This is a genomic window from Brevibacillus choshinensis, from assembly GCF_016811915.1.
Classification (GTDB): Bacteria; Bacillota; Bacilli; order Brevibacillales; family Brevibacillaceae; genus Brevibacillus; species Brevibacillus choshinensis_A.
In genome coordinates this window covers 4,936,209-4,962,103 of record NZ_CP069127.1, presented here as the reverse complement: position 1 = coordinate 4,962,103, position 25,895 = coordinate 4,936,209, and the positions used below count along the sequence as shown (strand labels likewise).

The window sequence follows — 25,895 nt, the reverse complement described above, 5'->3', positions numbered from 1 at the left end:
AAAGGTGTAGCCTAAAAGAGGAACAACAACATCTGATTTTGCGGTAATGGAGTGAGAAGAATGAATCCCTTTTTGAAAAGCTATCAATACAATTATATAAAAGCGCAGACCAAAATCTTGCTGAACGGGCTGTCTGCCAGCAGCGATGCGAGTGTCCACCGGGCTCGCAAGGACATCGCCAAAGAAAACGTTGCAGGACTGTTCCCAGCCTTGAGTGAAGAGCAGAAGCAGCTGCTGTACCCCATCGCGGACATCTCGGAAAACGCGGACGTCAAACGGTATTTATCGGAGCTTGCTCCCTATGTGATCCCGTTTCCCGCGATCACGGATCAGACGCTCAAAAAGCTGTTCCCGAAAGCGAAGAAGCTGAAAGCACCGTCGGTCAATGACTTGAATCTGCAAGAGCACTCTTATGTGAGCTGGCAGGATGACGGAACGCAAAAGAAATTCCTCATCGCGGAATACCAAGGGAAGCTGGTCGGATTTCAGGGGGCCTTTACCCCGATGAATCAAAAAGGGATGTGCGCGATCTGCAACCGCTTTGAAGAAGTGGGGATGTTTATCTCCGAAATCAAGAGCTCGGGTGACGGCTCCTATCTCAAACGTGGGAATTACATTTGTCAGGACAGCAGGACCTGCAACCAAAACATCATTTCGCTCGAAAAGCTGGACGACTTTGTCGAGATGATGAGGCAGTAATGCGGTAGGCTCTCCTCCTGTTCGAGCTTGCTGCCTGGACGAAGCGATTGTACGATGTGGTCAGAACCATACCAGTCGCGCTAAAAAGGGAGGCTTCGAGCATGGAGGTCACGGTCCGAAAAGCAGAGAAAGAAGATGCGAGCCAGCTGTCCGATTTGTTCGTTGAGTTTACGGGCGCGCCATCTGACATCACTGCCATGCGAGAGACGATCGAGCTGATCTCGAAAAGACCGGAGTACTATGTCGCTGTCGCGTGTGAGCAGGAGAGGGTAGTGGGTACGGCGATGGGGATTATCTGCCGGGATTTGTGCGGGGATGGCAGACCCTTTATGCTGATTGAAAATGTGGTGGTAGCCCAGAGCTATCACGGAGAGGGAATTGGAAAGCGGCTCATGAATGAACTGGAGCAGTTCGGGAGGGAGAACCGCTGCAAGTACGTCATCCTCGTTTCTGAGGCCGACCGTACGGACTCTCATCATTTTTACGAATCGCTCGGGTATCCATCCGGAGAAGAAGTAGGGTTTAAGAAGAAATTGGACGAATAAAAAGGAAGAATGAAATACATGGAGCCTTGCGTCGTATGTTGAAACGAAAACGCAAGGCTTCGCGGCGTAAGTACGATCAGTCTGTCAGGGAGAAAGGGGTTCATTCCTTTCTTCTTTTACATGAACGATCTTATTCTCATTCGTGCGCGCTGATAGTGTAAAGTTTACCCCTTGTTCCACGGGAATCAGCAAATACCATACACGAAAGGGAAACTTCGGATTCTCGATGACATGGGCTTGGAACTTATCTCTTGTCAAGCCACTCTCAATATGAATGGATTGAATCGCTGAATCGTCGATGGCTCCGAACAGCATAGGGAAAGGCGAGTCAAATGGAGTATCCTTCGTACTGTAAAAGTATTGGGAGGACCAATGATGCTCGATATACGGGTTTTTCCCATCAGGGAGTGAATGGCCTCCACCGTAGCCCCACTTCCACCCTTTCCATGTCCTTTTGGCATACTCCGCATGAATCATTTGGTTCGGTTCATTTCCCCGGACGAAAAATATTAATTTTCCATCGCCCATGTCGATCTCCTGATAAACCGGCCCCACTTCTGACCGCATCTGTTCAATAGCGAGCAGCGGCGTGTCTGCCGAATCATCCGTCACGTATAGATAGCCTACAGTTCCGAAAATGAATAAAACGAGAAGAAGCAAGACTGTTTTCTTCACGAGGCTGTTAGGTACACCTCCCCAAATTCTTTTCACCTACTATACTACGAAATGGATGGAAATTAATGGATCCTTTACTGAAAAATCAAGACCGAGCGCTGCATGCAGCAAAGCTCGGTCTCTTTTCTTTCACGACGGCTCGACCTTTTAATAAGGCTGAATCTCTTCTCCCGTCTCCAGATCGATCACACGGGTATTGTCCTCTGGAGTGGGGATGGTCTTGCTCTCGGGCGCCTCTTCGTTTTCCTCGACCCATTTGATGAGCATGTCAAAGCTTTGATGTACGTACGGCAGCAGGGGCTGCAGCTCCTGATCGGGGTCCGATTTGCTCCAGACGAGGCTATCGACGTGGTTGCCCTTCTCTACCATGTACAGCCGGTGCAGATCTCCCTTTCCGGCTTCCTTCACGAGCTCCTCATACCCTTTCGCGTGGATATCCGGGAAGATGAGGGTGTCCCATGAGCCGGCGACCGTGATCAGGGGAACGTTGATGTTGCCGGTATTTTGGATCGCTGCGACGCTGTTTTTCACGCTTCCTGGTCGCTTGAAATAATCGTAGTCTTCAAAAACATCGTCATGACTGCGATCGCGGAGTCCGTTTTTATCGAACTTCAGGTAATCCTGCCAGTCGAGTCGATCAGGGGCTTTGGGATCGAATTCGTCACGGTAAATATTGAGGGTGATAAACCAGTACACTTGATCATGGTACGCCCACAGCTTCTCGGAGCCTTTCGGTACGCCAGCCTCGTACAGCGCTTCCGTTGCCCGTTCCTTTTCCTCCCGGGAGCCAAAGACGGCGGCTTCCGCATGGTTCACGACGGGGGTCAAGGACGAAATCAGATTGGCGTCTTTCGCACGCCACATGACGCCTTCCCAATCGACACCGCCATCATAGAGCTTCGGTTCCTTCGTCTTTTTCGGGTCATCGTTTTCCAGGGCATAGCGGACGACGTATCCCCCGTTGGAAATGCCCATCGCGTAGGTAGGGACCGGGTGGTTTTTGGAGACGAGCTTGCTCGCCGGATTCTTTTTGTCACGGCTGGAGATCAGCTGATCGGCATAATTGGCTGCCAGATAGGCTTGCGCGGCTTTGGTCACCTGGCGGTAGCGAAGGTGCCACTCGCGGAGGGAATCATCCTCGGAGACGAGTGCATTTTTGGATTTGGCAAAAGGATCGTTCGGATCGATTTCACCCTGCGTGCCTTTATCGATGGCAGCGAAAGCAAAGCCTTTCTCCAAGACGTAGTCGCTGAACAGCAGGTCGGTGGAGGTTTCATTTCGCGTCGCAGGAATACCGGCCACGACCAGCTTGCCGTTCCAGTCGGCAGGCACGCGGATCACGAACTTGGCATCTTCAAACATGCCATTGACCTGGGTTCCCTCTACCTCGGCAGGCTGGTACATGCGATACCAGCCCGTCTTTTCGTCTTTGGAGCCCCAACCGCTCGGAGCCAGTCCGAGGTTGCCAAACTGTGTCGCTGCTGCGTATTGTGCAGGGTTCTTCGTCGTGAGGCCACCGCTTGAGCCGTCAAATTTGGTCACGGTCACGCTGTGAGCGCCGGGAATGACAGGAGAGTAAGCAGCTTGAACTTGGGAGACAGGATAGGCAGCGCACGTGGAGAGCAGGAGTGCAGCCATCGTGAGTGATGTAACGTTTCTTTTCATACGTTCCTCCTCGTATTTGAAAGCGATTTCATCTGTTTGTTAGGTATAGCAAGTATCATTCCGAACGAAAAAGAGTAGGAATTGTGCGAAAAAACAGCGAATATGTTGCGTATATACGACATCTTCAGTGTCTCGTTTGTGCGACATGATGCGTTTGTGCTACAACTCGAGGCGAAAGAGTCAGCAGAGGAGGCAGATGATGCTAACACCTCAAATCGTTCATTTTCTCGATACGCTGCAAATGGGAGTGATGATGATCGATCGCGAAGGAATCATACTCCATGTGAATCAGGTCGGGTGTCAGCTGCTGGGATTGCGGCTGGCGGAAGTCAAGCAGCATCACGTCTCGCGGATCACACCGGGGGCCGAGATGATGCAGGTCATTCGGGAGGGCAAAGCGAGCCTGCGAGTAGAGATCCGCTTCGGGGACAAGACCTTGCTGGTAGATCGGATTCCGTACATGGAGGATGGCGAAATCATCGGGGCGATCTCCGTATTTCAGGACATGACGGCCTACGAGGCAGCGGCGCAGAAGATTTCGTCGCAAGAGCGGGAGCTGCATCAGTTTCGGGAGCTGGTCGAACAGCTGTACGATGGCATCGTGATGTGCGATCGGAACGGGATCGTGACGATGATCAACCAAGCTTACTGCGATTTTCTGGAGACGACGATGGAAGAGGCGATCGGCAAACCTATCACGGAGGTCATCGAAAATACGAGGATGCCTCAGGTCATGGAGACAGGGAAGGCCGAGCTTGGCCACCTGATGAGGGTGGGGAACCGCGATATCATTGTGAGCCGTATGCCGATGCGGGAGGACGACAAGATCATCGGAGCGATGGGCAAGGTCATCTACAACGATCTGCGCGAGCTGCGGAGCATGGTGGAGCGCTACAATATTATGGAGCGAAAGCTGGACTTCTATCGGCAGGAGCTGAAACGGGTAGCTGGTACCCGCTATTCCTTTGATTCCATTTTCGCGGATCACCCATTGCTCAAAGAAACGATTCAGCTGGCGAAAAAAGTGGCATCCTCACGATCCTCCATTCTCATCCTGGGTGAGAGCGGGACGGGCAAAGAGCTGTTCGCCCAAGCGATTCATGGAGAAAGTCCGCGGGCGGAGGGGCCGTTCGTCCGCGTCAACTGCGCCGCCATTCCCAAAGACCTCATGGAGGCCGAACTATTCGGTTATGAGGACGGTGCATTTACGGGGGCGCGAAAAGGCGGGAAGCCGGGAAAAGTGGAGCTGGCGCATGGGGGCACCTTGTTTTTGGATGAAATCGGCGATATGCCGCTGGATATGCAGGTAAAGCTGCTGCGCGTCCTGCAGGAAAAAGAAGTGGAGCGGATCGGCGCCACACGTCCTATCCAAGTCGATATCCGGGTGATTGCTGCGACCCACCGTCCATTGGAAAAGCTGATGGAGGAGGGGAAGTTCCGTGAAGATCTGTATTACCGGCTCAATGTTTTTACCATCAATATCCCGCCGCTGCGGGTCCAGACCGGATCGATCATGGCCATGGCCCAGCACCTGATCCAAAAGCTGAACCGTGAGCTGTTTACATCGGTGACGGGGCTGAGTCCACGAGTCGAGGATGTGTTTCTCTCCCACAGCTGGCCGGGGAATGTCAGGGAAATGCACAATGTGCTGGAGAGAGCCATTCAGCTGGCAGACTACGGGAGCCTGGAGCTGGTGCATTTGCCGACGTATTTGCAGGAGAGAAAGGTCGTCGTGAATGGAGAGAGTGTGACCCTTGATCTGGAAGCCGAGCTCGCCAAGACGGAAAAGAAAGTGCTCACGATGGCGTTGCAGAAGGCGGAGGGAAACAAGGTGAAGGCCGCAAGCCTGCTTGGTATTCACCGCGCGAGCCTCTACCGGAAGCTGGAGAAGTACGGGATGGATGTTACTTAGAGGAGGAGAGATCTCTCATGAATATCGTCGCGTGGAACTGCAGGCAAGCCTTTCGCAAAAAAGTGGGGAGGCTGGCCTCCTTTTGCCCGCAGCTCGCGGTCATTTCCGAGTGCGAGTCGCTGGAAAAGCTGGCGGGCTGCCATGAAACTCTCTTTACGCACGCCGTATGGGCAGGGGACAATCCCCATAAAGGGCTCGGGGTGTTCGGCGCATCCGCGTATCCGTTAACGGTGCATCCTGCCTATGACGACCGCTTTCACTGGATCTTGCCAGTTCGGGTTACCGCCCAGAAGCCATTTACCTTGCTTGCCGTTTGGACCAAGGGCCATAAGGATCGAAAGCAGAGCTACGTCGGGCAGCTGTTTTTGGCTCTCCAGCATTACCGGACGCTGCTACTCGAGGAGACCTGCCTCGTCGTAGGGGATCTGAACAGCAATGCGATATGGGACCATCTCCCGAGAGTGGGAAATCATACAGCAGTGGTACGGATGTTGAGGGAGCATGGGCTGGAAAGTGCTTATCACTGGCTTCACCGCGAAGAGCATGGTGCGGAATCCGTCCCTACGTACTATTTCCAACATCACAGGGAGAAGGGGTACCATATTGATTACAGCTTCTTGCCAGCGGAGTGGATGCAGAGGGTGGAGTCTGTCCATGTAGGGACGTTTGAGGAATGGCGAGAGTGGAGTGATCATGTGCCAGTGGTCGTGAAGGTTGGTAACGAAGCGATTCGGTTAGACTAATTCGTGTCTTGTAACATAAAAATACTTGATATGAGATATTAAATAATTGAATTTGAGAAAATATTTTCCACATTCTATCATTACAATATAATTTTTCAGATTAATAAAAATATTCAAAACGAACGAACTGATATTCACTTCTACTACTGCTAACGACTTCGCACAGAGGTTTTCTAACGAGGGGGGTTCTTATGGTACGCACACCACATTACGTGAAAAAGGGTTTTCTCAGTGTCATCGCATTCCTGTTGGTTTTGGGAACCGTCGCTTGTTCCTCTACACAGGAAACCAGTCAAGGAAATGCAAGCAATCCGACCGGCACGACAGCCCAGCCTGCAGCAACACCAGCACCGAGTAATGCAAGCGACGACAATACACCAAAGCCGGGCGGCATCCTCAAGCTCGCTCGCGCCCAAGACCTTTCCAATCTGGACCCGATCGTTCCGGGTGACAACATGACGATTTGGACACTTTTGTTGATGTACGACCAATTGGTTCGCGTCTCTGCAGATGGAAACGGGATCGAGCCTGCCCTGGCAACCGACTGGAAAATCTCAGATGACAAGAAAACGTACACCTTCAATCTGCGAAAAGACGTGAAGTTCCACGATGGCTCCATCATGACACCGGCAGACGTCAAATTCTCGCTTGATCGCGCGAGAGGCGAGGGCTCCAACTGGAGCTGGATTTATACCGGCATTGAATCGGTAGAGGTGTCCGGCGAAAACCAAGTGACCATCAAAACGAAAACACCGTACGCTCCGCTGCTTTCCTCCCTGGCCCTGTTCAGCAGCTCGATTGTGTCGGAGAAGGCAGTCAAGGAGAAAGGAAAGGAATTCTTGAGCGACAAGGAAAACGGGACTGGACCGTTCCGCTTGGCAAACTGGCAGCGCGGCCAGAGAGTAGAGCTGGAGAAAAATCCGGACTACTGGCAAGCGGGCAAGCCGTACTTGGATGGCGTCGAGCTGGTGCAAGTGCCAGAAGATACGACTCGCTTGTTCCAGCTGCGCGCGGGAGATATCGATATCGCTTCCAACGTTCCCTTTAACACCATGGAAGAATTAAAAGCAGATCCGGCTTTGACCGTCATGACCCCGCAGGTATCCCGCGTGGATGTCATCAATATCAATCACACCCATGAGCCGTTCAACGACGTGAAAATACGCCAAGCCATTAACTACGCGGTAGACAAAGAGATGATGATCAAAACCGTACTGATGGGGAATGGCGAACCCGCTACCTCCTACCTGCCAAAAATGAAGTTCTTCAACGATCAGCTCGAAGGATACAAGTACAATCTGGAAAAGGCAAAACAATTGATGGCGGAATCATCGAAACCACAAGGCTTTAAGACGAAGCTTCTGATCAGCTCGGGTGATGAGACTGACCGTCAGATTGCGGTCATTGTCAAAGACCAATTGGCTGCTCTGGGCATTGAAGTAGAAATTCAAATGATGGAGCCGGGTGCAGCATACGAGGCTGTCAACACGATGAATTACGATCTGGCGACTACTTACTTCTCCACGGATATTATCGACCCGGATGAACTGACCAGCTTTGAAGTCGTCTCCACTGGCGGTACAGACGCGTACCACACGGGCTACAAAAATCCAAAAGTAGACGAACTGGCAGACAAGGCACGGGCCGAACTGGACGAAGAAAAGCGTAAAGAAATGTACATGGAGATTCAAAAACTGGTCAGCGAAGATGCGACATTCCTGTTCCTCTATTACAAACCAGCTTCCTATGCGGTTCAAAATTACGTCAAAGGCTTCAACGTTTTGTCCACGGGGAACTATCGGCTTGAGGAAGTTTGGCTCAATAAGTAAGAGAGGTGATGAGTGATCTTACGCGTACACTTTGTCCTCCAACGCTTGATCCAGCTGATTCCGGTTGTATTCGGGATCTCGGTCGTCTCATTTCTGATCATCCATCTCATCCCTGGGGACCCGGCTACGATCATGCTGGGTTCTCGGGCCACTCCTGAAAATGTCCGGCAGATCACGGCACAGATGGGGCTGGACAAGCCTTTGTACGATCAATATTTGATCTTTGTGAAAAATATGGTGCAAGGTGACTTGGGGACGTCCATCCTGCTGAAGAAATCCGTCAACACGCTGATCGGAGAACGCTTGGGAACGACGTTTTTCCTCGTGATTTACGCTTCCGTCCTCAGTCTCTTGGCGAGCATCCCGATCGCCCTATGGTCCGCGATGCGAAAGGATTCAGTCCTAGACAACGGATTTCGAACGCTCTCCATCATCGGGTTGGCCATGCCATCCTTTTGGATCGGCATTTTGCTGATGCTGCTGCTCAGCATCAAAGTAAAGCTTTTCCCTGTTTCCGGATACGGAAAGAACTTTTTTGCCCACATCTACTACTTGTTTTTGCCCGCGCTGACGATTGCCTGTTCTTTGGCACCCGTGCTCATCCGACCCTTGCGAAGCAAAATCATCAACGTGTTTTCCTCGGAGTATATCGAGGCGGCTAGAGCGAGAGGGCTTGGCGAGAATAAAATCATCATCAACCACGTCCTTCGCAATGCAATCAGCGGTACGGTGACCATCCTCGGCGTCAATATTGGCTGGCTGCTGGGAGGCTCGATCGTGATCGAGACGGTCTTCTCGGTGCCAGGTCTCGGGCAGTTGCTGATCAATTCGATCTTGTCGAGGGATTATCCGATCATTCAGGGCTTGGTGCTCGTTTTTGCGATTCTTGTCATCGTGGTCAATCTGCTGACGGATTTGTGCTATGCGATACTCGATCCGCGCGTTGATCTGGAATAGGGGGCGAACATGGCACAAATACAGCAAACAGCGGTGAAAAAGCCGGTGAGGGCCTATCGACTCAGATTTTCTTGGCTTGCTGTGAATACGAAAATCGGCATAGGGCTGGCACTGGTGCTCATCGTCATCCTCCTCTCAATATGCGCGCCGTGGCTGACACCGTACGACCCCAATAGCAATGACCTGACGAATGTCCTGCAGAAGCCGAGCGCCCAGCATTGGTTTGGCACAGATAACTTCGGGCGTGATATCTTTACCCGCATGCTCTACGCGGGGCGGATTGATTTGCAAATCGGTGTGATAGCCGCGATTGTTCCTTTGATTGTCGGTACGGTAATCGGCCTGCTCGCAGGGTATTTCGGCGGATGGTTCAATATGCTGACCATGCGGCTCGTGGATGTCGTCATCAGCTTTCCGTTTATGGTGCTGATCATTGCCATCATTTCAATTCTCGGGCCGGGTCTGACGAATATGTACATCGCGATCTTTATCGTCGGGTGGAGTGCGTACGCGCGTATTGTCCGCGGTGAGGTATTGGTAGTGAAGCAGCAGGAGTATATTCTCGCCGCACGCAGTATCGGCTATGGGCACGGCAGGATCATTTTCCGGCACATCCTGCCGAATGTCATCTCGCCGGCGATTGTTTTTGCCATGTCTGACGTCGTGCTATGCATTTTACTCGGGGCTTCCCTCAGCTTTTTAGGTCTGGGCGTACAGCCGCCTGAGGCAGAATGGGGCTCGATGATTGCGGAGGGACGCAGTTATATCATCAACGCTTGGTGGATCTCGACGCTGCCCGGTTTGGGGATCATCGTGACTGGTCTGGGCTTTAGCCTGCTAGGAGATGGCCTGGCGGAAAAAATCGAGAATCAATAACGAGGGAGAGGTTCGCCATGAAGCCAATACTCGAAGTGGATTCTTTGGAGGTCATCCTCCAAACAAAGCAGCGGACCATCCATGCTGTCAATGATGTCACCTTTCACGTCAATCAGGGGGAAACAGTGGGATTAGTGGGAGAAAGCGGAAGTGGGAAAAGCATCACCTGCCGTTCGATCCTGCAGCTGCTGCCTTCTCCGCAGGGGAAGGTGGTAAAAGGATCCATCCGCTTTGCAGGAACGGATTTGCTGAGCTATTCCCAAAAGCAGATGCAGCAAGTCAGAGGTAAAGAGATCGGGATGGTGCTGCAGGATCCGATGAGCTCGCTCGACCCGGTCTATCGGGTAGGGGATCAGCTGGTGGAGACGCTGAGGACCCATCAAAAGTTCAGCAAAAAAGACGCGTGGAACAAAGCGGTGGAGCTGCTTCGCCTGGTAGGCATTCCTTCGCCGGAAAAGCGTGTTTACGATTATCCCCATCAAATGAGCGGGGGGATGCGGCAGCGGGTGATGATTGCGCTGGCCATATGCTGTGATCCACAGCTCTTGCTTGCCGATGAGCCGACCACTGCCCTCGATGTAACCGTTCAGGATCAAGTGCTCGGGCTGATGAAAAACATCCAGTCACGCCTTGGCATGGGAATATTGATCGTCACGCACAATCTTGGCGTAGTGGCTGAAATGTGTGACCGCGTCGTTGTCCTTTATGCCGGAAAAGTCATGGAAACCGCGACGACTGCTGACTTGTTTCAATCGCCCCGGCATGCCTATACGCTCGGTCTGATTCGCTCGGTGCCGCGCATTGAATCTACTGAAAAACTGGAAGGGATACCCGGGACGCTCCCTGATATGTCGCAAGTGGTGGAAGGCTGCCCTTTCCGGGAGCGGTGTTCCTTTGCTACGGAAGAGTGTTCCCGTCGTGAACATACGCAATTGAGGGAAGCTGCCGCAGGTCATTTGACGGCCTGCTTTCATCATGAAAGGGTGTGTGCGCAGGCATGACGACCATTTTACAGATCGATGGATTACGCAAAGAATACCGCAAATCGGTGGGCTTGGTAGGGAGGCTGCTGGGGCAGAGCAGCACGTCACTCTATGCGGTAGAGGATGTGTCGTTTTCGCTGCGAGCGGGGGAGACGCTGGGGCTGGTCGGTGAGAGTGGATGTGGGAAAAGTACATTGAGCCGGACCATTATGCGGCTCTACGAACCAACGGACGGGAAAATCACGTTTCTGGGAGAAGACGTCACAGCGAGCGACGGCAAGTCTCTTCGCAGGATACGGAAGAATATGCAGATGGTGTTTCAAGATCCGTATTCTTCTCTCAATCCGCGAATGACGGTTAGAGAGATGCTGGCGGAGACAATCCGGTTCCATCAGATCTGCGGGACTGAGCAGGAGCTAGACGATTATATTGCCTACTTGCTTGATCGGGTCGGGCTGCACGTCAAGGATGCCGACAAATATCCCAAAGCATTCAGCGGTGGACAGAGACAGCGCATCTGTATTGCCCGTGCCATTGCCGTTCGCCCAAAGCTGTTGATCGCTGATGAGCCAGTCAGCGCTCTCGATGTCTCGGTTCAGGCTCACATTTTAAATCTGCTGGAAGACTTAAAAAAGGAATTTCAGCTTTCTTTGATCTTCATCTCGCATGATCTCTCTGTGGTGAAGTACATTTCGGATCGGGTGGCTGTCATGTATTTGGGCAGGATCGTGGAAATGGGAACGACGCAGGAGATCTTTCATAACCCTGTTCATCCATATACAAGGGCGTTGCTGTCGGCCGTACCAAGGCTAGACCTTTGCAAGCGGGAAAAGATAGATTTGGAGGGTGATCCCCCGAGTCCGTATGAACGGCACAAAGGCTGTCCGTTCGTATCGCGTTGCCCACAGCGCATGCCGCATTGTGAAAGGGAAATACCACCGTTTGCCCAGGCAGGGGAGACGCATCAAATACGGTGCCATTTAGCCTGAGCATTAATCTTTGCCCGAGTGATGCTAGCCGGATGACGTCATGAGTAACAGGCTCCCGATTCATTCGGAAGCCTGTTTTGCTGCGTGGTTACGACGACAATTGGTCCACCTTCATTTTCATGGAAGCTACGACTATTTTCCTGTAGCGAACCGCTTGCACCAGCACATGGATTTGTTGCCTGCGCTTCAGCTGCTTGAAACGAGGTTCTTCTTTCAGGAAGGTGCGGATGATCGACCAGGCTGCTGGAGTAATGCTGTCGATCTTGATGCCAGGAACGAGCACTTGCAGTCTTTTCCTCCGAAACCGATACAGCCAATTTGGTTCCTGAATTTTTGGCGTGCTGTCATCTACTAGACAAGGCGCAACCAGCTTTTTGGTATGTTTGGACAGATACTCGTATCGCTCATTTCCAAGCAGAATTGCGTAACTGCCGTCGTTTTGGTTTTTGCGCACCACCAAGAGATGCATGCAGTCCCACATCATACTGCGAAGCTTCCGGATATGCGAAGTCATTTTGGCGGGAACATCGGGTTTGATCTTGCTCAGAGGGACATATTGTACGGTAAACACAGATACATCCTCCTCCCCTTCTGAAAAGGATATGAGAGGAACGGATCGTCCTAGACGCCTGACTGGCAAAAAATCTCCCTCAAAAAGATTCAGGCCATGCGCCATCGTATCCGCTTGAGTATTCGGAAAAAACGCGAGTCTATATGCCTACCAAATGCACGTGCGGGAACGATCTTTGCTATAATGAGAGAATCAAACGAAGGGTGGGCGGTATTATGATTTCGGATTCCCATGCACGGCCAAGGATTCGCAAAAATATGAGGAAGACAGGAGCTGTCAGTAAGCATGGACAGAAACAAATTTTCAGCCATCGCCCACCGCGATCACGTTTTTTATAACCCGATATCCGAAGCGAAAATGAACCAGGTATTGGAGCATATACCTTTGCAGCCAAATGATCCCGTCGTGGATATTGGAGCAGGAACATGCGAGCTGTTGATTCGCTTGGCTGAATCCAGAGGGATCAGTGGAACCGCGATTGAGCTGTACGAGGAAGCCATCGAAGCAGCAAGGCGGCGTGCAGGGGGCCGTATCACGGAAGGTCAGATCGAATTTCTTGCGGCAGATGCGCAAGTCGCTCTTGGCGCATGCGAGCAACAACCGTTTTCGCTGGGGATTTGCGTGGGCTCGACGCATGCACTGGGAGGATTCGTCCCTACGCTGAAGGCTTTGCAGAAATGCGTGAAAAAGGACGGCTACATCCTGATCGGCGAAGGCTACTGGAAGCAAAAACCGAGCGAAGACTATCTCCAAGCACTGGGAGGCGCAGAGGAGTCCGAGCTGCAAAGCCATTACGATAATGTCCGGATTGCGGAGGAGTTAGGGCTGGTCACACTGTGGTCGAGCGTCGCAAGCGAGGAAGACTGGGATCAGTACGAGTGGCTTTACTCGATGTCGGTCGAAAACTACTGCCAGGAAAACCCCCAAGATCCCGACTGCGAAGCCTATTTGCAAAGGATTCGCGCATGGCGTCACACGTATCTGAAATGGGGAAGAGATACTCTTGGCTTTGGATTGTATCTTTTTAGGAGATAAGTAACTGGGATGGATAATAAGCTATCTTTAACGGGTAAAAATCCGTGAAGATAGCTTTTTTATATGGAGGTGTCCTTCCTCCAGACATAGGTGTCTTACAACTGTCTGGTACGATTGGAATTCCAGACAGGGGGGCATGCTGGGAAGCCAGAAAAAGCACGGAATAGATAGCTGGTACTCAACTTGCATGTCTTTTTTTGAAATGCGGATAACCAGAAGGGAGAGAATGGCGTGGAGATTCGAGATGCGGTAGCCATTGTTACGGGAGGGGCCTCCGGTCTGGGAGAAGCAACTGCGAGGAATCTGGCCCTGCACGGGGGGAAAGTCGCCATTCTGGACATGGCGCAGGAAAAGGGGCATGCTTTGGCAGAGGAGCTGGGAGCAGAAAGCGCCATGTTCATTCAAACAGACGTAACCAATGAAGGGAGCGTCCGGGAAGCCATCGATCAAGCAACCGGCAATTTCGGCACGATTCATGCCGCCATAAACTGTGCCGGGATCGGGACAGCGCAAAAAACGCTGTCACGTGGCGGCCCCCATCCTTTGGAATCATTCTCCAAGGTTATCCAGGTCAATCTGATCGGCACGTTCAACGTGATTCGTCTGGCAGTCGAGCAGATGGCAGGAAATGAGCCGAACAAACACGGAGAGCGGGGAGTGATCATTAATGCATCGTCCATCGCTGCTTTCGACGGACAGGTCGGGCAGGTAGCCTACAGTGCTTCCAAGGGAGGAATCGTCGGGATGACGCTGCCCCTTGCACGCGATCTGGCTCCGTACGGCATCCGCGTCATGACCATCGCACCGGGTTTGTTTGACACCCCGATGTTTGACAGACTCCCTCGCACGGCAAAGGAAGCACTCGGCGCCACCATCCCGTTCCCGCCGCGTCTGGGCCAACCAACGGAGTTTGCCATGCTCGTGCAAAGCATCATGCAAAATATCATGCTCAATGGCGAGACGATCCGCCTGGACGGCGCCATTCGGATGCAGCCGAAATAAATGCCAAATATGAAAGGGCTGCTCTGTACCATCCTGAATGGAAGGTCAGAGAGGCCCTTTTTTACTTGCTCGCTTTTGGAGCGCTTTTTTGGGGGTAAATGCCACCCTTGGGATACGGTGTTAACTAACCGGTTGTGTAGAGCCAGGTGGAATGTAGAAAGGAGGTATTCTAATCCAGCCACGTTTTCGCATCGAGTGTTTCAATTTAACAGCAAAGGCTATTTTTTCGGCTTGGAACTGAGTGAATAGCATACCGACGTCTACTCGGATCGATTCGGCGGCAATCCCAGCTGCTCGAATTATTAAACTATATATTTTCAACGATAATTCATTCGCCAGTACATCATCCGATAATTTGGCTCCGAGCGGGATAGCTTTAGGGTCTGAGGAAGGGACGTCTTCAGAAGCCGGCGGTAAGGAAATCCCTTCCTTAATCATAAATTCATAAAGTCTTTTTCGTTGGCTGGTTCCGAGCGCTAAGTCTTCTTCAAGCAATTCTTTTAACTCGTGGTCGGTTGTAGTGTTAATTGCTGCTTGAACGGTTGCTTTAGCTAATTCAAGGCCAGTCAAGTATATCCAGCATCCCATCACTTCCCCAACGTGAAGAGGTTGGTCTTCATCTTGATCTGTCATTGTTTTAAAGGTATCTATTGCGGATTCCAAAATATTCATCGTGTGTTCTGTCTCCTTCTTTGAAAATGACAACACCTATATTGTTTGAAGGAAAGAAATTACTTATTCAACCATCTGTATTCGAATCAAGCGTAAAACAATTTACATGATGGAACGAGCGGGTTCGGTAGTTTAGCAAATACATCAGTGAGGACAAATTTAACGAAGAGGGTCAATCAGTTATTTCCGGCTAACCTCAAAATACGAAAGGGCGGTAGTACGAAGGTACGCCACAGAGAACCTATTTAAAAATACGATCAATTTCATTGATTTCTTCTTCTGTCAGGTGGACGTCTGCTGCTTTTAAATTATCCAGCATTTGCTCTGCTCTTTTTGCTCCAGGAATGACGACATCAATTGAATCATGTGCTAAATACCAAGCAAGGACTACATGAGCAACTCCGGTATTTTTTTCATTTGCAATTTTACGGAGCTGCTCTACCTTTTCTAGATTTCTTTTAAATTTATCCCCCTGGAAGTGAGGCATATCTTTGCGTAGATCATTGAATGTCATATCCTTATTGTATTTACCGGCCAGCAAGCCTGATGCTAGTGGAAAGTATGGAATAAACGAGATATTATTCTCTGTCGTATAGGGGAAGAATTCTTGTTCCGCTTCACGCTGCAGCAAATGGTAGTTTCCCTGTAATACGTCGACATAACCATCCTTATTTGCTTCTTTCAATTGTTCAAGAGAGAAGTTAGAAACGCCAATTGCTCTAATTTTACCTTCGTCCTTTAGCTGTTTTAAGACTCCAACCGCCTCATCTTTTGGCGTATCCTGATCTGGAACATGAATATAAAATAAATCTATGTAATCTGTTTGTAGTCTTTTCAAGCTATCTTCAACGGCTTGTTTTAAAAAAGCTGGCGAATTATCCATGGCAACATCATTATCGACAAGCGTAAGGCCGCCTTTTGTTGCAAGGATGAGTTCATGACGCTTTCCTGCTTCTTTTATCACTTCACCTATTAGCTCCTCTGAACGTCCTGTTCCATAAAAAAACGCTGTATCTAAAAAATTCACTCCACTGTTGATCGCAGCCCGCACCAAATCTTTTCCTACTTCTTCATTTACATTAGGAAAAATATTATGCCCACCTACAGCGCTTGTTCCAAGTCCGATTGGATTGACGACTAAATCGGTTTTACCAATACGTGTTTGTTTCATCATTCTCTTCAACTCCCTCTTATTTTTAAGCTTAGGTACATTTTCCGCGTGAGGTTTTTACCGGTATCTACAGCATAGTTCATTACGTTACGTAAGCTTCAAGTGTTGTAAAGTGAATTTTTAAAATATTTCCATGAAAAATGGTGTTTACCTTTAGGCACCTGGAGCCTAACATGTGAAAATATGTTGCCTTTAGCAGCATTAGTGTCCGTGAATGCCTTCTACGATTTAAATCAACTTAGAGTAAATTTCCATGAAAGTTAACCTTAACCTGCTAGTTAACAAAAAGAAAAAGACACCTGAGGCGCCTTTTTCCATCAGTGAACGAGAATACAGTTAGGAGGCCATCTCGGCCAAGTGAAGGACGATCATCTCTACCATACCTCAGGCTTCACCACCATGAACCATAACATGGCCAGCAAAAGAAACAAATAGATCCAGATCGAACGAGTAAGCGACTGCACCAATTTATCCTTGTCCTGGTCAGGTTCATTAAACTTCCGTATCTTCGGCGAAAATGCGCGCGCCAGGAAATACAAGGAGCTTACCAAGATCAATACGGTCATCACGATCCAGGACGACTTCCATGACCAATACCCACCCATGACAAGCAATACCCCGGTTATGACCAAAACATGACCGGCATGCTTTGCCAAACGTGTGGTAGACCTGAATGTATCCAGATAGGCTTGTTGTTTGGTGAGGTCAGCCTCTCGCAATCTTTTCATCATGGGTAGCAGAACAAAAAACGGGCCAATGGACATCATAGCACTGAGAATATGTAGATAAAGAATCGTCTTATATAATAAAATGCTCACCGTTATTTTTTCTTGTGCGGGCTAAATTCATGGACCCACACTCGCATTTGCGGCAGCCAAGGCATCCCTGGATGATATGATAGAATGGATTGCTTATATTCCTCTACATTTGAATAACCCTCTTGCTTGGCATGATCATCCGTTAATTCCCCGAGCGACTGTGAATAAACCTTGTCTATTGCAAATTCGTGGCCATCGAGCGTCATGATTTCACCAACATCTGCGTAGCGTCCATTGCGCCGAGTCGCTGTTTTTTGTCCTGACAATACTTTCTCGATATCCGGCTTCACCGTAATTAAACGATCGATTGTACAGGTTTTTGGCGGCAAAGCGTCAGAGCCCATTTGATTTTGCATATATGCCATCCTCCTTTTTTCTTCTAAACCACTTTATCATAAGTCGAGCCATGAATGCACGAGCACACGACTGTATGGTTGGACGGGTGGGTCAGTCTTTAGAAGCTATAACATTCCCCAAATGAAAGAGATTTGAGCTGTAAGGAAGTAGAGAATCGATCCTATTGTAACCACCTTGATTATTTGTTTTGGAGACTGATATAAAACAAAAATCGTGGCTATCCAAAGTAATAACTCTAAGTAATATCTTATATCAAAATACCAAAATCCAAATGCAAAAGACTGCCTTGTAATAACCAACAAAATAATAGATGAAATAGAAATGGCAATAATACCTTTTCCTTTTGCATACCAACAAACAAAAGCCAGAAATGGCGAAATAACAGTCATGACAATCCAAATCATCATATAAGATTTAGGAAAAAAGCCTGCTACCAGAACTGTATATAGATAATAGCTACCAACCATGCCTACAAAAAATAAAAAAACATGTATGGCAGACCCAATAGCTGATTTGCTATACACAGATATAACTACCGCAAGGAAAATCCAAACTCCCATGCGAGAAAGGAAGTTCCTTAAATCAAATATTTCAAGAAAATAGGGTAAATAATTACTTGAGGTTGTATCAAGCACCTTGGAAATTAAGCCCAAAATAACCCCTGCGACAAATAGTAAACCCGAATATAAAAACTTTCTTGATAGCGATATTCTTATTGGTCTACGAATCTCGTTTAAAAAGTCTATCATTTTTTCCCTCCCATAAACTTGTTTTAATCATATGACTTTTCGTTTTATTTTCTGGAACATTAATACGCCTAATATATTTTATCGCAAAGGAACAAATTATGTCCTTCATGTCAAAGACTTTATCGGTTCATCCAATTCATTGTGCAGTGATCACAATACTTTTGAGAGTGAAGACTAGTTGAGACTCGCAAAAAAGTATCAAGAAGATATTGATCACAATATGAATTTATTGTATTAGAACCTCCTTTAACGACAAGGAAAAGAGCAATCGAAAAGAAACGATAGGTCGCTTTATAGGATATATTTAGGACAGCAGTTCACAGATCCCGGAGCATCTACGTGAAGCAGGTGATTATTGGTCCGTCACTGACTTTTGCTAAGCTAACGGGTTCTATAGCTTAGCAAATATACATCAGAGGCTGCTGGACAGTAGCCGACCTCACAAACTAATTTGACGAAGAGGTGTTTTGAAAATGGCATTAACGTCCGCATTCACGAGCTTCAACCTGCCTGTAAAAAACGTAGAACAATCGAAAGCGTTCTTCACCGGACTCGGATTCGAGCTCAACCCGCAATTCCCCGAGAACGAGAATTCGGTAGCCATCGTGATCGGCGACAACCTGCAGGTCATGTTGATCAATCAAGCATTCTTTAATACGCTCACGGAGAAGGAATCCGTCGATACGAGCAAGTATGCGCAGATGACGATCGCATTGGCCTTCGAGAGCCGGGAAAAGGTCGATGAAATCGTGAATACCGCGGTCTCCTTGGGCGGGAAATTACACGCTGAACCTGAAGATCATGGGTTCATGTATCATTGGGGCTTCGTGGACTTGGACGGCCATCTGTGGGCCATTAACTACATGAACATGGATGCGGCACAAGGTTAAGGCAAACGGGGAGCACGCTCGTACTAGGGTTCAAAAAGAAAGACGCCGGGCATCTTCCCCGGCGTCTTCTTCGCGATGATTAGTTTTGTTCGGTAGAGGCTTTGAAATCGTCCATGATGGCTTGCCAGCCTGCTTGCTGGAACTCGACGGGATTGGAGCTTTCCGCGTCGAACGTTTCAATGACCTTCGTCTCTCGCATGCGTTTCTGGCCAGCTGATCGCGACTTTTCGGCCGTGGGGTGCTTTTCTGTTCTGGGAACGCCCTGATTCCTTGAAAAAAACCGATACAAGTAGAACTGAGTCGTCATCATTACGCTTACGGGTTCGATAGTTCAATGAGGCAGTCTAAGACTTTATCATTCAGTTTTTTAGATCCATAGACTGCTTCACTCTGGTGTATAGTCTAAAACTAATTTTCGAATACCTGGTGATTTAGAAGATCGGGTCTCTTTGTACCATAATGGGTTCTTGGCTAAAACTTTATTATCCCAATTCACCCCTTTCGTTTTCTGTTTTTTCATGAAAGCAAAAAACAGCCGACTTGGGCTGTTATTGATCGAAGAAGAGAGCTTTTTTGTTTATGGAAGAAGCGTATTGCTGCGAATCAGCCAGTCGGCATAGAGCGGTCCTTGTTTCGCCCACCTTTCCCGCTCATTGGGCAGATTTCCAACGACATCGCCGTTTCGAAGAACAGCAAAGTCGTCAGAGGTCGTAAATAAATTTCGCCCAAAGGTTGCTTGCGAGAGGGGGGAGGCAGGAAGCCCGAACAAATGAGCGAGAGTCGGCAAAATATCGACTTGTCCGCCATGAATCGAAATTTCTTTACCGGATAGGGAAGGATGATAAATCAGAAACGGGACGCGTTTGTGATTTTCCTTCCACCAATTCCCTGAAAGCGGAGTTGTTGCGACTTCGTCATCGTAGTATTTGTGAATGCCTTCGTGATCCCCATAAACGACAACGACCGTGCGATCGAGCAGGTTGTTGTCGCGAAGCGAGGCAAGCAGTTTACCGATTTGGGCATCGACGTAATGTATACTTTGGAAATACCCGCCCATCCGATGCTGATCAAGCTGTGCGGGCAAGCGCATCGATCGATACTTCACATCCAAATCAAAGGGAGCATGTGAGGTCAAGGTCACCGCAAAAGAAGCAAAGGGCTGTGGCTGCTTGGCAAGTGTTTGGGATACTTCTTGCAAAAAAGCTTGGTCACTAATCCCCATGCCGATTCGTTCTGCCTCGCCAATATCAAGCGAATCGATACGGGTGTGATAGCCAAGAGACTGATGGGCTATTTTCCAGTTCCAATACGTTCCTTTGTCAGGATGGAGGGAAAGGCTCGAATAGCCGCTCTCTTCAAACCACTTTGGTAGCGATGGGTAGTTGTGCATCGGAAAGCGGACAAATACACTGCTTTTTTGCAGTGGATACACGCCCGTATTCGCCGTAAATTCCGCATCTGAAGTGGTTCCTTCTCCCACTTGTTCGTAGAAGAGAGGGAACCAATAGCTATGTTGTTTCATTTCGTTTAAGGTGGGGGTGATGGCTTGTCCTTCTACTGACTGTCCCCACACAAACGCTTCCAAGGATTCGACTTGTAGAAGAAGCAAATTGTACCCGCGAAACTGCCCGAACGGCGCCCGCGAAGTTTCTTCCAAGTTCGTTTCTTTTTGTGCGTACCAGTCCTTGATTTCCTCTTTCTCGCTTGCATTAAGGGTAAGCGTTTCTCCTTCTTTCGCTGTTTCGATCGCATCGAGCATGTGATAGCCGATCGGACTGAGATTGTAGGCGGTACCCCCTGAGTCGATCGTCGAATACAGCGCCGAAGAATCGCGAAGCGGGGTGTAGGTCTTCAGCGCAGGGATCGCACTTGTGCAGAAAAGGCAAACAATCAGCCAGCAGGAAAACGCCCTCCATGAACGCGCCTCCTCTTGAAACCAAGTCGGTCTCATCCACAAGAGGATCGGGATGATCATCACATCGAAGATCAGCAATAAGTCCCCAGGGCGCGCCATGGAACGAATGGAACCGCCGAGGTCTTGCAAGTTCCCTGATTGCTGCAACACATGCAAAGATGGCAAGGTTTCAAACCCGCGAAAATACCACAAATCACCGACGACGATGGCCGATAATACCGCAAGAAGTCCCCAGCCCATCCACGCTTTCGCGCGCCCGCGAAACAGGAAAAGCAGACAGAAAAACAAGCCCAAAAATCCGATGTAAAAGGGAAATCGCCTAAGGATCATGACAAAATTCAAGAAAAATCGGGACGTGTCATGGCTTGCATCCAGGAGAAACACGTTAAATAGGACACATTTCATCCAAGCTAGCACAAAAAACAGGGCGAAGGCACTACGCTTTCCGTTCATCCTCTCGTATCTACCTTCTCTCACTTTTCTCATCTTCTTAGCATACGGATGCCCATATAGACGCGCAACAACTAATTGTTAAGATCTCCCCAAATGCCGTACGTACTCGTCTGCGAAATTTGGGCATCCGCCGTAATCCAGCAGGCAAACGAGTTATTAACTTACTTGGTTCGCATGGTCGGAAAGCAATATCCCTAGCGTTGCTTGGTGCTGAAGTTACTGTAGTAGATGTATCTACAGAAATCGGTTATACGCCACTGAAGTTGCAGCTGCTGCGGGTGTGGAAATCGATTATATTTGTTCAGATGTGTTAAATATACCGAGCGAAGAAACGTTGGGCAAATTTGATTTCGTTTTGATGGAGTTTGGCATACTACACTATTTCACAAATTCCATTTTTTCAGTAGTCAGTCGCAGACTACGCTCAAATGGACGGTTAATCTTGACTGACGTTCTGATTACTGGAAGCGGTCTTAATGTAGGTTTATTGATTAAGCTAACGGGTTCGATAGCTTAACAATACATCAGAGGCTGCTGGATAAGATGATATGCTCCCCTTTAAGTAGACAGGTGAAATAATGAAACCTGCTAATAAAGGGGAGCATTTTCATGTCTAAAGTACAATTTACTGCGTCAGAAAAACTGGCCATCCTTCTGGAGATCGATAGCGGTCAGATTGGTGTTATGGCTGCTGCTAAAACATACGGTATTAGCAAAACAACCGTAGTGAAATGGCGACGGCGATATGAGGTGTACGGATACAAAGGGTTAGAGATTCAATCTTACAATAGAACTTACTCGGTGGAGCTTAAGCTTCAAGCCGTTCAAGATTATCTAACCGGTCATTACTCCCAATATGAAATCATCGATAAATATAAAATCGCCAGCCGCACCCAACTCAAGAATTGGGTAGACAAGTATAATGGTCATAGCAGCTTAAAATCGTATAACGAAGGAGCAAAAGCTATGACGAAAGGTCGGGCTACAACATGGCAGGAGCGAATTGACATCGTTCACTACTGTCTTGCACATAAACATGACTATCAGGAGACGGCGAGCCAGTATCAAGTGTCTTATCAACAAGTATACCAATGGGTCAAGAAATATGAGGATGGCGGGCTAGATGCCCTACAGGATCGTCGTGGTCGGAAGAAGCCTGTTGAAGAGCTAACTGAAACAGAGCAGGAAAAGATGGCGATGAAGAAGTTGGAGTATGAAAATGAGCGGCTTCGAGCGGAGATTGCTTTCTTAAAAAAGTTACAGGAATTCCAAAGGAGGCGAGTTTAAGGCAGCACCGACAGGTGCATGTTTATTTAGCAATCCAGTCCATTCAGCAGGAAGGAGAGTTTAGTCTACAGCTACTATGCGAAATTGCAGGGGTTCCACGGTCAAGTTATTACAAATGGCGTAACCACAAGCCTAGTTTGCGTGAACTGGAAAACCGACAACTGATTCAGGCTATGCTTTTACTCCATGAGCAGGTTGGGGGAATCTACGGGTATAGACGATTGACACTTCATTTACGCCGACAAACCAAACTGCGAATTAACCACAAGCGGATGAAACGCCTAATGAAGATGGCCGGTGTCCAATCGGTTATTCGTAGGAAGAGAAAGAAATATGCACGATCAACTCCTCAACATATTGCCGAGAATTTGTTAAACCGTGAGTTTCATGCAGCAGCACCAAACGAAAAGTGGGTAACGGATGTTACGGAATTCAAATACGGCAGTGGAAAGAAGGCCTATTTAAGCGCAATTCTGGATTTACATGACAACACGGTTGTCTCGTACGCTTTCGGTCATTCCAACAACAATGCCCTGGTAATTCGAACGGTGAAATCGGCCCTGCAAACGGTACGGGTAAACAAGCCTATGCTCCACAGTGATCGGGGTTTCCAGTATACCTCTTCGAGGTTCAAAAGATTGTTTGGGCACGAAGTGGTCCAGAGCATGTCCCGAGTTGGCAGGTGTATCGATAATGGTCCCATGGAAGCTTTCTGGGGAACACTGAAATGCGAGAAGTATTATTTGAATACATACAGTACCTTTGAGGAACTTGAAAAAGACATTAAGGACTACATTTATTTCTACAATAACGAACGATTACAGGCAAAATTAGACGGCCTCAGTCCCATGGAATTCAGGACCAAGGCCGCTTAACCGGTTTTTATTATTTGTAATGTCTACTTGACGGGGTGCAGTTCAAGATCCGGCAGCCTCGTTAACTCTTTGGCTGGATAGTTTCTTTAACCCCCTTGTGAATATAATATTCATGTCGTTTTGTGAGTATTGTAAATTTATAGAAACTACAGGAATGATGATGGCGTCTTATAACTGTCAGATGAATTATTTAGGGAGGACCATGGAATGAAAAAGTTTATTATTGGTGTTGTTACAGGTATATTTCTAATGGCATGTTTCGCATGGATTTCAAATTTTATGGGCATTTCCTTAATCAAGGGGAAAGAAATAGTACTTCCAAGTAACCAGCATAATCAACTGGAGAACAAACTGAAGGATCTGACTCAAATTATTGAAAAAAAGGAAGACGAACATAAAACACAAAAGGAGTCATTAGACCAAATTAAGAAAGATCTAAATAGCTACGCTAAGGTAGTATCCACTGTAGTTCAAGGAGAAGTTTTTCCTTTTGAAATAATCTCGGATACTTCGGAAGAAACCATTGTTTTTTCACCAAATTATATTAGAGAAGTACCAGAGAATACCGATTTACAGAAATTATATTTGATAAGATTAACTAACGAACTGGCTGCAGTTAAAGGCGCGAAAATTACATTTTGGAGTAATAAGGATGATGCATTGCTTTATTCGACAGGCGACAAGGAGACAAATGGAACAGAGGGTTGGGTAGGACAAAATTCGAAGTTTGGAACTATGTTGAAAGTTGGGGACTCAGTCTATTTGTGGCATCATTTAGGCGTTCATGAAAAAGACTCAGTAACTTTCGGAATATATCAAATTAAAGAATAGTAGAGTATCGCATTGTATTACGCTAACGGGTTCGAAAGTTCATCAATCTAATAATAATGGCAGCCGTTAACAACTGGCTGCCTTTTTATGCTAATGGACTGATTTGCGGAATTTCCCATTATTTGGTGTCGAATAAGAAGTGACAAGGATAGGACCAACGGCTATAGAGTGAAGGGTGAGAAATTTTTAGGGAGTGAACAAATGCGAGGATGTATTTTAAAGGTACCAGAATATGGATTAGTTTGCTTTTTATCGTTTGTGTAGTGGGAGGTGCAATGGTGTTCCAAAGCACATTTGTTAAAAGCACGATTAATCAAAGCCCCACAAATCCTCCTTACTATCCTGAAGATGAAAATAGACAGACATACGGTTCTTCTGAAGAAGCCACTTCCCTTGAAATGCTACCTGACTTAATCCATGTAGGAAGAATGAATGGAGTTGCAGTATATGTGCTGAAAAAAGACTTAGACGGTGAGCAATCAAAATCACCCGAGGAAGCCATTGAGATACAGAACAGAGGCCACCAGGTGGTCGTGATATTCCGTTATATGACGTTGATGGTGAAAACGTAATTGGTGTGTTTCATGTTAGAGGAAAGTAACAAAGATGTATGTTCAAGTGTTTAAGGTATTCCACGAGTTACTCATTGGCAGATTCAAGATCATTCCTTGGAAAATGGTCTAATAGCTGGTTTCAAGAGAAACTGGCAATATCCACTTTTCAGGATATCCTTTTGAAGGTTTCGAGTGTAAGTCATTAATGGAATTTGTAGCCCTGTACCAGCCAATGTAATGGTTTTTATTTAGTTCGAAAGTTACTTTGTAATAACGATTACTGTTGCTTTCTTCCGGATAAAAAGGTGTGTCACGAGCTTCCACTGCCTCAATCCCAAGGACTGCTCCATGGTTTTTTGTTATTACTCGATTTATTTCGTCCTTGTGCAGGTTTATTAGACCCCAGTCGGCAAGTAACAATAATGGAGTACAAATCACTAGGCCTCCTATGATGATTCCAATGAGTGCAGCTTTATTTTTTCGAAGGATTAGACCGAGGATAATAGTTGCGAATAAAGCAATTGCGCATAAAACAAAGAAAAATATAGCCAACTGAATCACCTCAAAATACGTATACGTCCAGTATTAGTGCTAGTTCCAAAAAATTAAACAGGGGGTGAAAAAGCATGCAAACGATGCTCTTGGCTGTTTTTCGAGTAGAACAAAGCTAACAATTCGTGGCGGTGGGTGATGGATCTTATCTCCAAGCACAAGAGCCCTGGACTATTCAGTATTGAGGAGGACGGTGGCCATTAAGTAAAGGTTACATGATAGGTCCCTTATGGATTTACAAAACATACGTTTTGTTAAATCAGGAACGCTCTAATAAAAGGTGCTACGTC

At 47.9% G+C, this 25,895-nt stretch carries 26 protein-coding genes; 16 read left to right on the top strand and 10 right to left on the bottom strand.

Annotation, left to right across the window (positions count from 1 at the left end):
- The first annotated feature begins 60 nt into the window (after positions 1-60).
- Together JNE38_RS24835 and JNE38_RS24830 are read left to right on the top strand one after the other, a co-directional pair.
- A complete protein-coding gene (locus JNE38_RS24835) occupies positions 61-699 on the top strand; it encodes a FusB/FusC family EF-G-binding protein (RefSeq protein WP_203353764.1) in 639 nt (212 codons plus the stop codon).
- 101 nt (positions 700-800) lie between these two features.
- Entirely contained in the window at positions 801-1,244 is a 444-nt protein-coding gene (locus JNE38_RS24830; protein WP_203353763.1) for a GNAT family N-acetyltransferase, read from the top strand.
- An 84-nt stretch (positions 1,245-1,328) separates the two neighbouring features.
- On the opposite strand, the gene JNE38_RS24825 is transcribed toward JNE38_RS24830, so the two are convergent.
- Positions 1,329-1,919, bottom strand: coding sequence for a hypothetical protein (locus JNE38_RS24825; RefSeq protein WP_203353762.1), 591 nt, complete (start codon positions 1,917-1,919; stop codon positions 1,329-1,331).
- A 147-nt stretch (positions 1,920-2,066) separates the two neighbouring features.
- A complete protein-coding gene (locus tag JNE38_RS24820) occupies positions 2,067-3,584 on the bottom strand; it encodes an alpha/beta hydrolase domain-containing protein (protein WP_203353761.1) in 1,518 nt (505 codons plus the stop codon).
- A gap of 199 nt (positions 3,585-3,783) precedes the next feature.
- On the opposite strand from JNE38_RS24820, the gene JNE38_RS24815 reads away from it, so the two are divergent.
- The 7 genes from JNE38_RS24815 (at position 3,784) to JNE38_RS24785 (ending at position 11,873) form a co-directional block, all read left to right on the top strand.
- The gene (locus JNE38_RS24815; RefSeq protein ID WP_238933453.1) at positions 3,784-5,496 is read left to right on the top strand and encodes a sigma 54-interacting transcriptional regulator; all 1,713 of its coding nucleotides are present in this window, start codon (positions 3,784-3,786) and stop codon (positions 5,494-5,496) included.
- Between the two features lie 17 nt (positions 5,497-5,513).
- Positions 5,514-6,239 carry an exonuclease/endonuclease/phosphatase family protein gene (locus tag JNE38_RS24810; protein WP_203353759.1) on the top strand — a complete coding sequence of 242 codons (726 nt, stop codon included), beginning with the start codon at positions 5,514-5,516 and terminating at the stop codon, positions 6,237-6,239.
- 191 nt (positions 6,240-6,430) lie between these two features.
- Entirely contained in the window at positions 6,431-8,068 is a 1,638-nt protein-coding gene (locus JNE38_RS24805) for an ABC transporter substrate-binding protein (protein ID WP_203353758.1), read from the top strand.
- Positions 8,069-8,080: 12 nt separating this feature from the next.
- Positions 8,081-9,025, top strand: coding sequence for an ABC transporter permease (locus JNE38_RS24800; RefSeq protein WP_203353757.1), 945 nt, complete (start codon positions 8,081-8,083; stop codon positions 9,023-9,025).
- 9 nt (positions 9,026-9,034) lie between these two features.
- Positions 9,035-9,901, top strand: coding sequence for an ABC transporter permease (locus JNE38_RS24795; RefSeq protein WP_203353756.1), 867 nt, complete (start codon positions 9,035-9,037; stop codon positions 9,899-9,901).
- 17 nt (positions 9,902-9,918) lie between these two features.
- The gene (locus JNE38_RS24790) at positions 9,919-10,902 is read left to right on the top strand and encodes an ABC transporter ATP-binding protein (RefSeq protein ID WP_203353755.1); all 984 of its coding nucleotides are present in this window, start codon (positions 9,919-9,921) and stop codon (positions 10,900-10,902) included.
- Positions 10,899-11,873: an ABC transporter ATP-binding protein gene (locus JNE38_RS24785; protein WP_203353754.1), complete on the top strand. Its 975-nt coding sequence runs from the start codon at positions 10,899-10,901 to the stop codon at positions 11,871-11,873. The genes JNE38_RS24790 and JNE38_RS24785 overlap by 4 nt, the downstream gene beginning before the upstream one ends.
- 88 nt (positions 11,874-11,961) lie before the next feature.
- Here the strand turns inward: JNE38_RS24785 and JNE38_RS24780 are convergent, their stop codons facing one another.
- Positions 11,962-12,444, bottom strand: coding sequence for a hypothetical protein (locus JNE38_RS24780; RefSeq protein WP_203353753.1), 483 nt, complete (start codon positions 12,442-12,444; stop codon positions 11,962-11,964).
- 285 nt (positions 12,445-12,729) lie between these two features.
- On the opposite strand from JNE38_RS24780, the gene JNE38_RS24775 reads away from it, so the two are divergent.
- Both JNE38_RS24775 and JNE38_RS24770 read left to right on the top strand, forming a co-directional pair.
- Positions 12,730-13,479: an SAM-dependent methyltransferase gene (locus JNE38_RS24775; RefSeq protein ID WP_203353752.1), complete on the top strand. Its 750-nt coding sequence runs from the start codon at positions 12,730-12,732 to the stop codon at positions 13,477-13,479.
- Between the two features lie 231 nt (positions 13,480-13,710).
- Positions 13,711-14,481, top strand: a complete 771-nt coding sequence (locus JNE38_RS24770) for a 3-hydroxyacyl-CoA dehydrogenase (protein WP_203353751.1) — start codon at positions 13,711-13,713, stop codon at positions 14,479-14,481.
- 120 nt (positions 14,482-14,601) lie between these two features.
- Here the strand turns inward: JNE38_RS24770 and JNE38_RS24765 are convergent, their stop codons facing one another.
- From JNE38_RS24765 to JNE38_RS24745, 5 genes are all read right to left on the bottom strand, one after another.
- Complete coding sequence (locus tag JNE38_RS24765; protein ID WP_203353750.1) at positions 14,602-15,153, bottom strand: DUF3231 family protein; 552 nt, start codon at positions 15,151-15,153, stop codon at positions 14,602-14,604.
- A 241-nt stretch (positions 15,154-15,394) separates the two neighbouring features.
- Positions 15,395-16,327 carry an aldo/keto reductase gene (locus tag JNE38_RS24760; protein ID WP_203353749.1) on the bottom strand — a complete coding sequence of 311 codons (933 nt, stop codon included), beginning with the start codon at positions 16,325-16,327 and terminating at the stop codon, positions 15,395-15,397.
- 371 nt (positions 16,328-16,698) lie between these two features.
- On the bottom strand, positions 16,699-17,142 hold the full coding sequence (locus JNE38_RS24755) for a DUF2269 family protein (RefSeq protein ID WP_203353748.1): 444 nt from the start codon (positions 17,140-17,142) through the stop codon (positions 16,699-16,701).
- A gap of 2 nt (positions 17,143-17,144) precedes the next feature.
- Positions 17,145-17,498, bottom strand: a complete 354-nt coding sequence (locus JNE38_RS24750) for an ASCH domain-containing protein (protein ID WP_203353747.1) — start codon at positions 17,496-17,498, stop codon at positions 17,145-17,147.
- Positions 17,499-17,603: 105 nt separating this feature from the next.
- The gene (locus JNE38_RS24745; protein ID WP_203353746.1) at positions 17,604-18,248 is read right to left on the bottom strand and encodes a hypothetical protein; all 645 of its coding nucleotides are present in this window, start codon (positions 18,246-18,248) and stop codon (positions 17,604-17,606) included.
- Between the two features lie 473 nt (positions 18,249-18,721).
- Here JNE38_RS24745 and JNE38_RS24740 point away from each other — a divergent pair, with 473 nt between their 5' ends.
- Complete coding sequence (locus JNE38_RS24740; protein ID WP_007729208.1) at positions 18,722-19,138, top strand: VOC family protein; 417 nt, start codon at positions 18,722-18,724, stop codon at positions 19,136-19,138.
- Positions 19,139-19,715: 577 nt separating this feature from the next.
- On the opposite strand, the gene JNE38_RS24735 is transcribed toward JNE38_RS24740, so the two are convergent.
- Positions 19,716-21,506, bottom strand: coding sequence for an LTA synthase family protein (locus JNE38_RS24735; protein ID WP_203353745.1), 1,791 nt, complete (start codon positions 21,504-21,506; stop codon positions 19,716-19,718).
- A gap of 609 nt (positions 21,507-22,115) precedes the next feature.
- Here JNE38_RS24735 and JNE38_RS24730 point away from each other — a divergent pair.
- The 4 genes from JNE38_RS24730 (at position 22,116) to JNE38_RS24715 (ending at position 25,071) form a co-directional block, all read left to right on the top strand.
- Positions 22,116-22,793, top strand: coding sequence for a helix-turn-helix domain-containing protein (locus JNE38_RS24730; protein ID WP_203353744.1), 678 nt, complete (start codon positions 22,116-22,118; stop codon positions 22,791-22,793).
- A 14-nt stretch (positions 22,794-22,807) separates the two neighbouring features.
- Positions 22,808-23,668 carry an IS3 family transposase gene (locus JNE38_RS24725; RefSeq protein WP_238933452.1) on the top strand — a complete coding sequence of 287 codons (861 nt, stop codon included), beginning with the start codon at positions 22,808-22,810 and terminating at the stop codon, positions 23,666-23,668.
- A gap of 207 nt (positions 23,669-23,875) precedes the next feature.
- Entirely contained in the window at positions 23,876-24,499 is a 624-nt protein-coding gene (locus tag JNE38_RS24720) for a hypothetical protein (protein ID WP_203353743.1), read from the top strand.
- Positions 24,500-24,774: 275 nt separating this feature from the next.
- Positions 24,775-25,071 (top strand): hypothetical protein, encoded by a 297-nt coding sequence (locus tag JNE38_RS24715; RefSeq protein ID WP_203353742.1) that lies wholly within the window; start codon positions 24,775-24,777, stop codon positions 25,069-25,071.
- 108 nt (positions 25,072-25,179) lie between these two features.
- Here the strand turns inward: JNE38_RS24715 and JNE38_RS24710 are convergent, their stop codons facing one another.
- Positions 25,180-25,605 carry a hypothetical protein gene (locus JNE38_RS24710; RefSeq protein ID WP_203353741.1) on the bottom strand — a complete coding sequence of 142 codons (426 nt, stop codon included), beginning with the start codon at positions 25,603-25,605 and terminating at the stop codon, positions 25,180-25,182.
- Positions 25,606-25,895: the final 290 nt, after the last annotated feature.

What these genes read in the sequence shown, in the direction of transcription:
- JNE38_RS24835 (WP_203353764.1), top strand. Translation starts at nt 61, where the DNA reads ATGAATCCCTTTTTGAAAAGCTATCAATACAATTATATAAAAGCGCAG.
- JNE38_RS24830 (WP_203353763.1), top strand. Translation starts at nt 801, where the DNA reads ATGGAGGTCACGGTCCGAAAAGCAGAGAAAGAAGATGCGAGCCAGCTG.
- JNE38_RS24820 (WP_203353761.1), bottom strand. Translation starts at nt 3,584, where the DNA reads ATGAAAAGAAACGTTACATCACTCACGATGGCTGCACTCCTGCTCTCC.
- JNE38_RS24815 (WP_238933453.1), top strand. Translation starts at nt 3,784, where the DNA reads ATGCTAACACCTCAAATCGTTCATTTTCTCGATACGCTGCAAATGGGA.
- JNE38_RS24810 (WP_203353759.1), top strand. Translation starts at nt 5,514, where the DNA reads ATGAATATCGTCGCGTGGAACTGCAGGCAAGCCTTTCGCAAAAAAGTG.
- JNE38_RS24805 (WP_203353758.1), top strand. Translation starts at nt 6,431, where the DNA reads ATGGTACGCACACCACATTACGTGAAAAAGGGTTTTCTCAGTGTCATC.
- JNE38_RS24795 (WP_203353756.1), top strand. Translation starts at nt 9,035, where the DNA reads ATGGCACAAATACAGCAAACAGCGGTGAAAAAGCCGGTGAGGGCCTAT.
- JNE38_RS24790 (WP_203353755.1), top strand. Translation starts at nt 9,919, where the DNA reads ATGAAGCCAATACTCGAAGTGGATTCTTTGGAGGTCATCCTCCAAACA.
- JNE38_RS24785 (WP_203353754.1), top strand. Translation starts at nt 10,899, where the DNA reads ATGACGACCATTTTACAGATCGATGGATTACGCAAAGAATACCGCAAA.
- JNE38_RS24775 (WP_203353752.1), top strand. Translation starts at nt 12,730, where the DNA reads ATGGACAGAAACAAATTTTCAGCCATCGCCCACCGCGATCACGTTTTT.
- JNE38_RS24765 (WP_203353750.1), bottom strand. Translation starts at nt 15,153, where the DNA reads ATGAATATTTTGGAATCCGCAATAGATACCTTTAAAACAATGACAGAT.
- JNE38_RS24760 (WP_203353749.1), bottom strand. Translation starts at nt 16,327, where the DNA reads ATGATGAAACAAACACGTATTGGTAAAACCGATTTAGTCGTCAATCCA.
- JNE38_RS24750 (WP_203353747.1), bottom strand. Translation starts at nt 17,498, where the DNA reads ATGCAAAATCAAATGGGCTCTGACGCTTTGCCGCCAAAAACCTGTACA.
- JNE38_RS24745 (WP_203353746.1), bottom strand. Translation starts at nt 18,248, where the DNA reads ATGATAGACTTTTTAAACGAGATTCGTAGACCAATAAGAATATCGCTA.
- JNE38_RS24740 (WP_007729208.1), top strand. Translation starts at nt 18,722, where the DNA reads ATGGCATTAACGTCCGCATTCACGAGCTTCAACCTGCCTGTAAAAAAC.
- JNE38_RS24735 (WP_203353745.1), bottom strand. Translation starts at nt 21,506, where the DNA reads ATGAACGGAAAGCGTAGTGCCTTCGCCCTGTTTTTTGTGCTAGCTTGG.
- JNE38_RS24730 (WP_203353744.1), top strand. Translation starts at nt 22,116, where the DNA reads ATGTCTAAAGTACAATTTACTGCGTCAGAAAAACTGGCCATCCTTCTG.
- JNE38_RS24720 (WP_203353743.1), top strand. Translation starts at nt 23,876, where the DNA reads ATGAAAAAGTTTATTATTGGTGTTGTTACAGGTATATTTCTAATGGCA.
- JNE38_RS24715 (WP_203353742.1), top strand. Translation starts at nt 24,775, where the DNA reads ATGGTGTTCCAAAGCACATTTGTTAAAAGCACGATTAATCAAAGCCCC.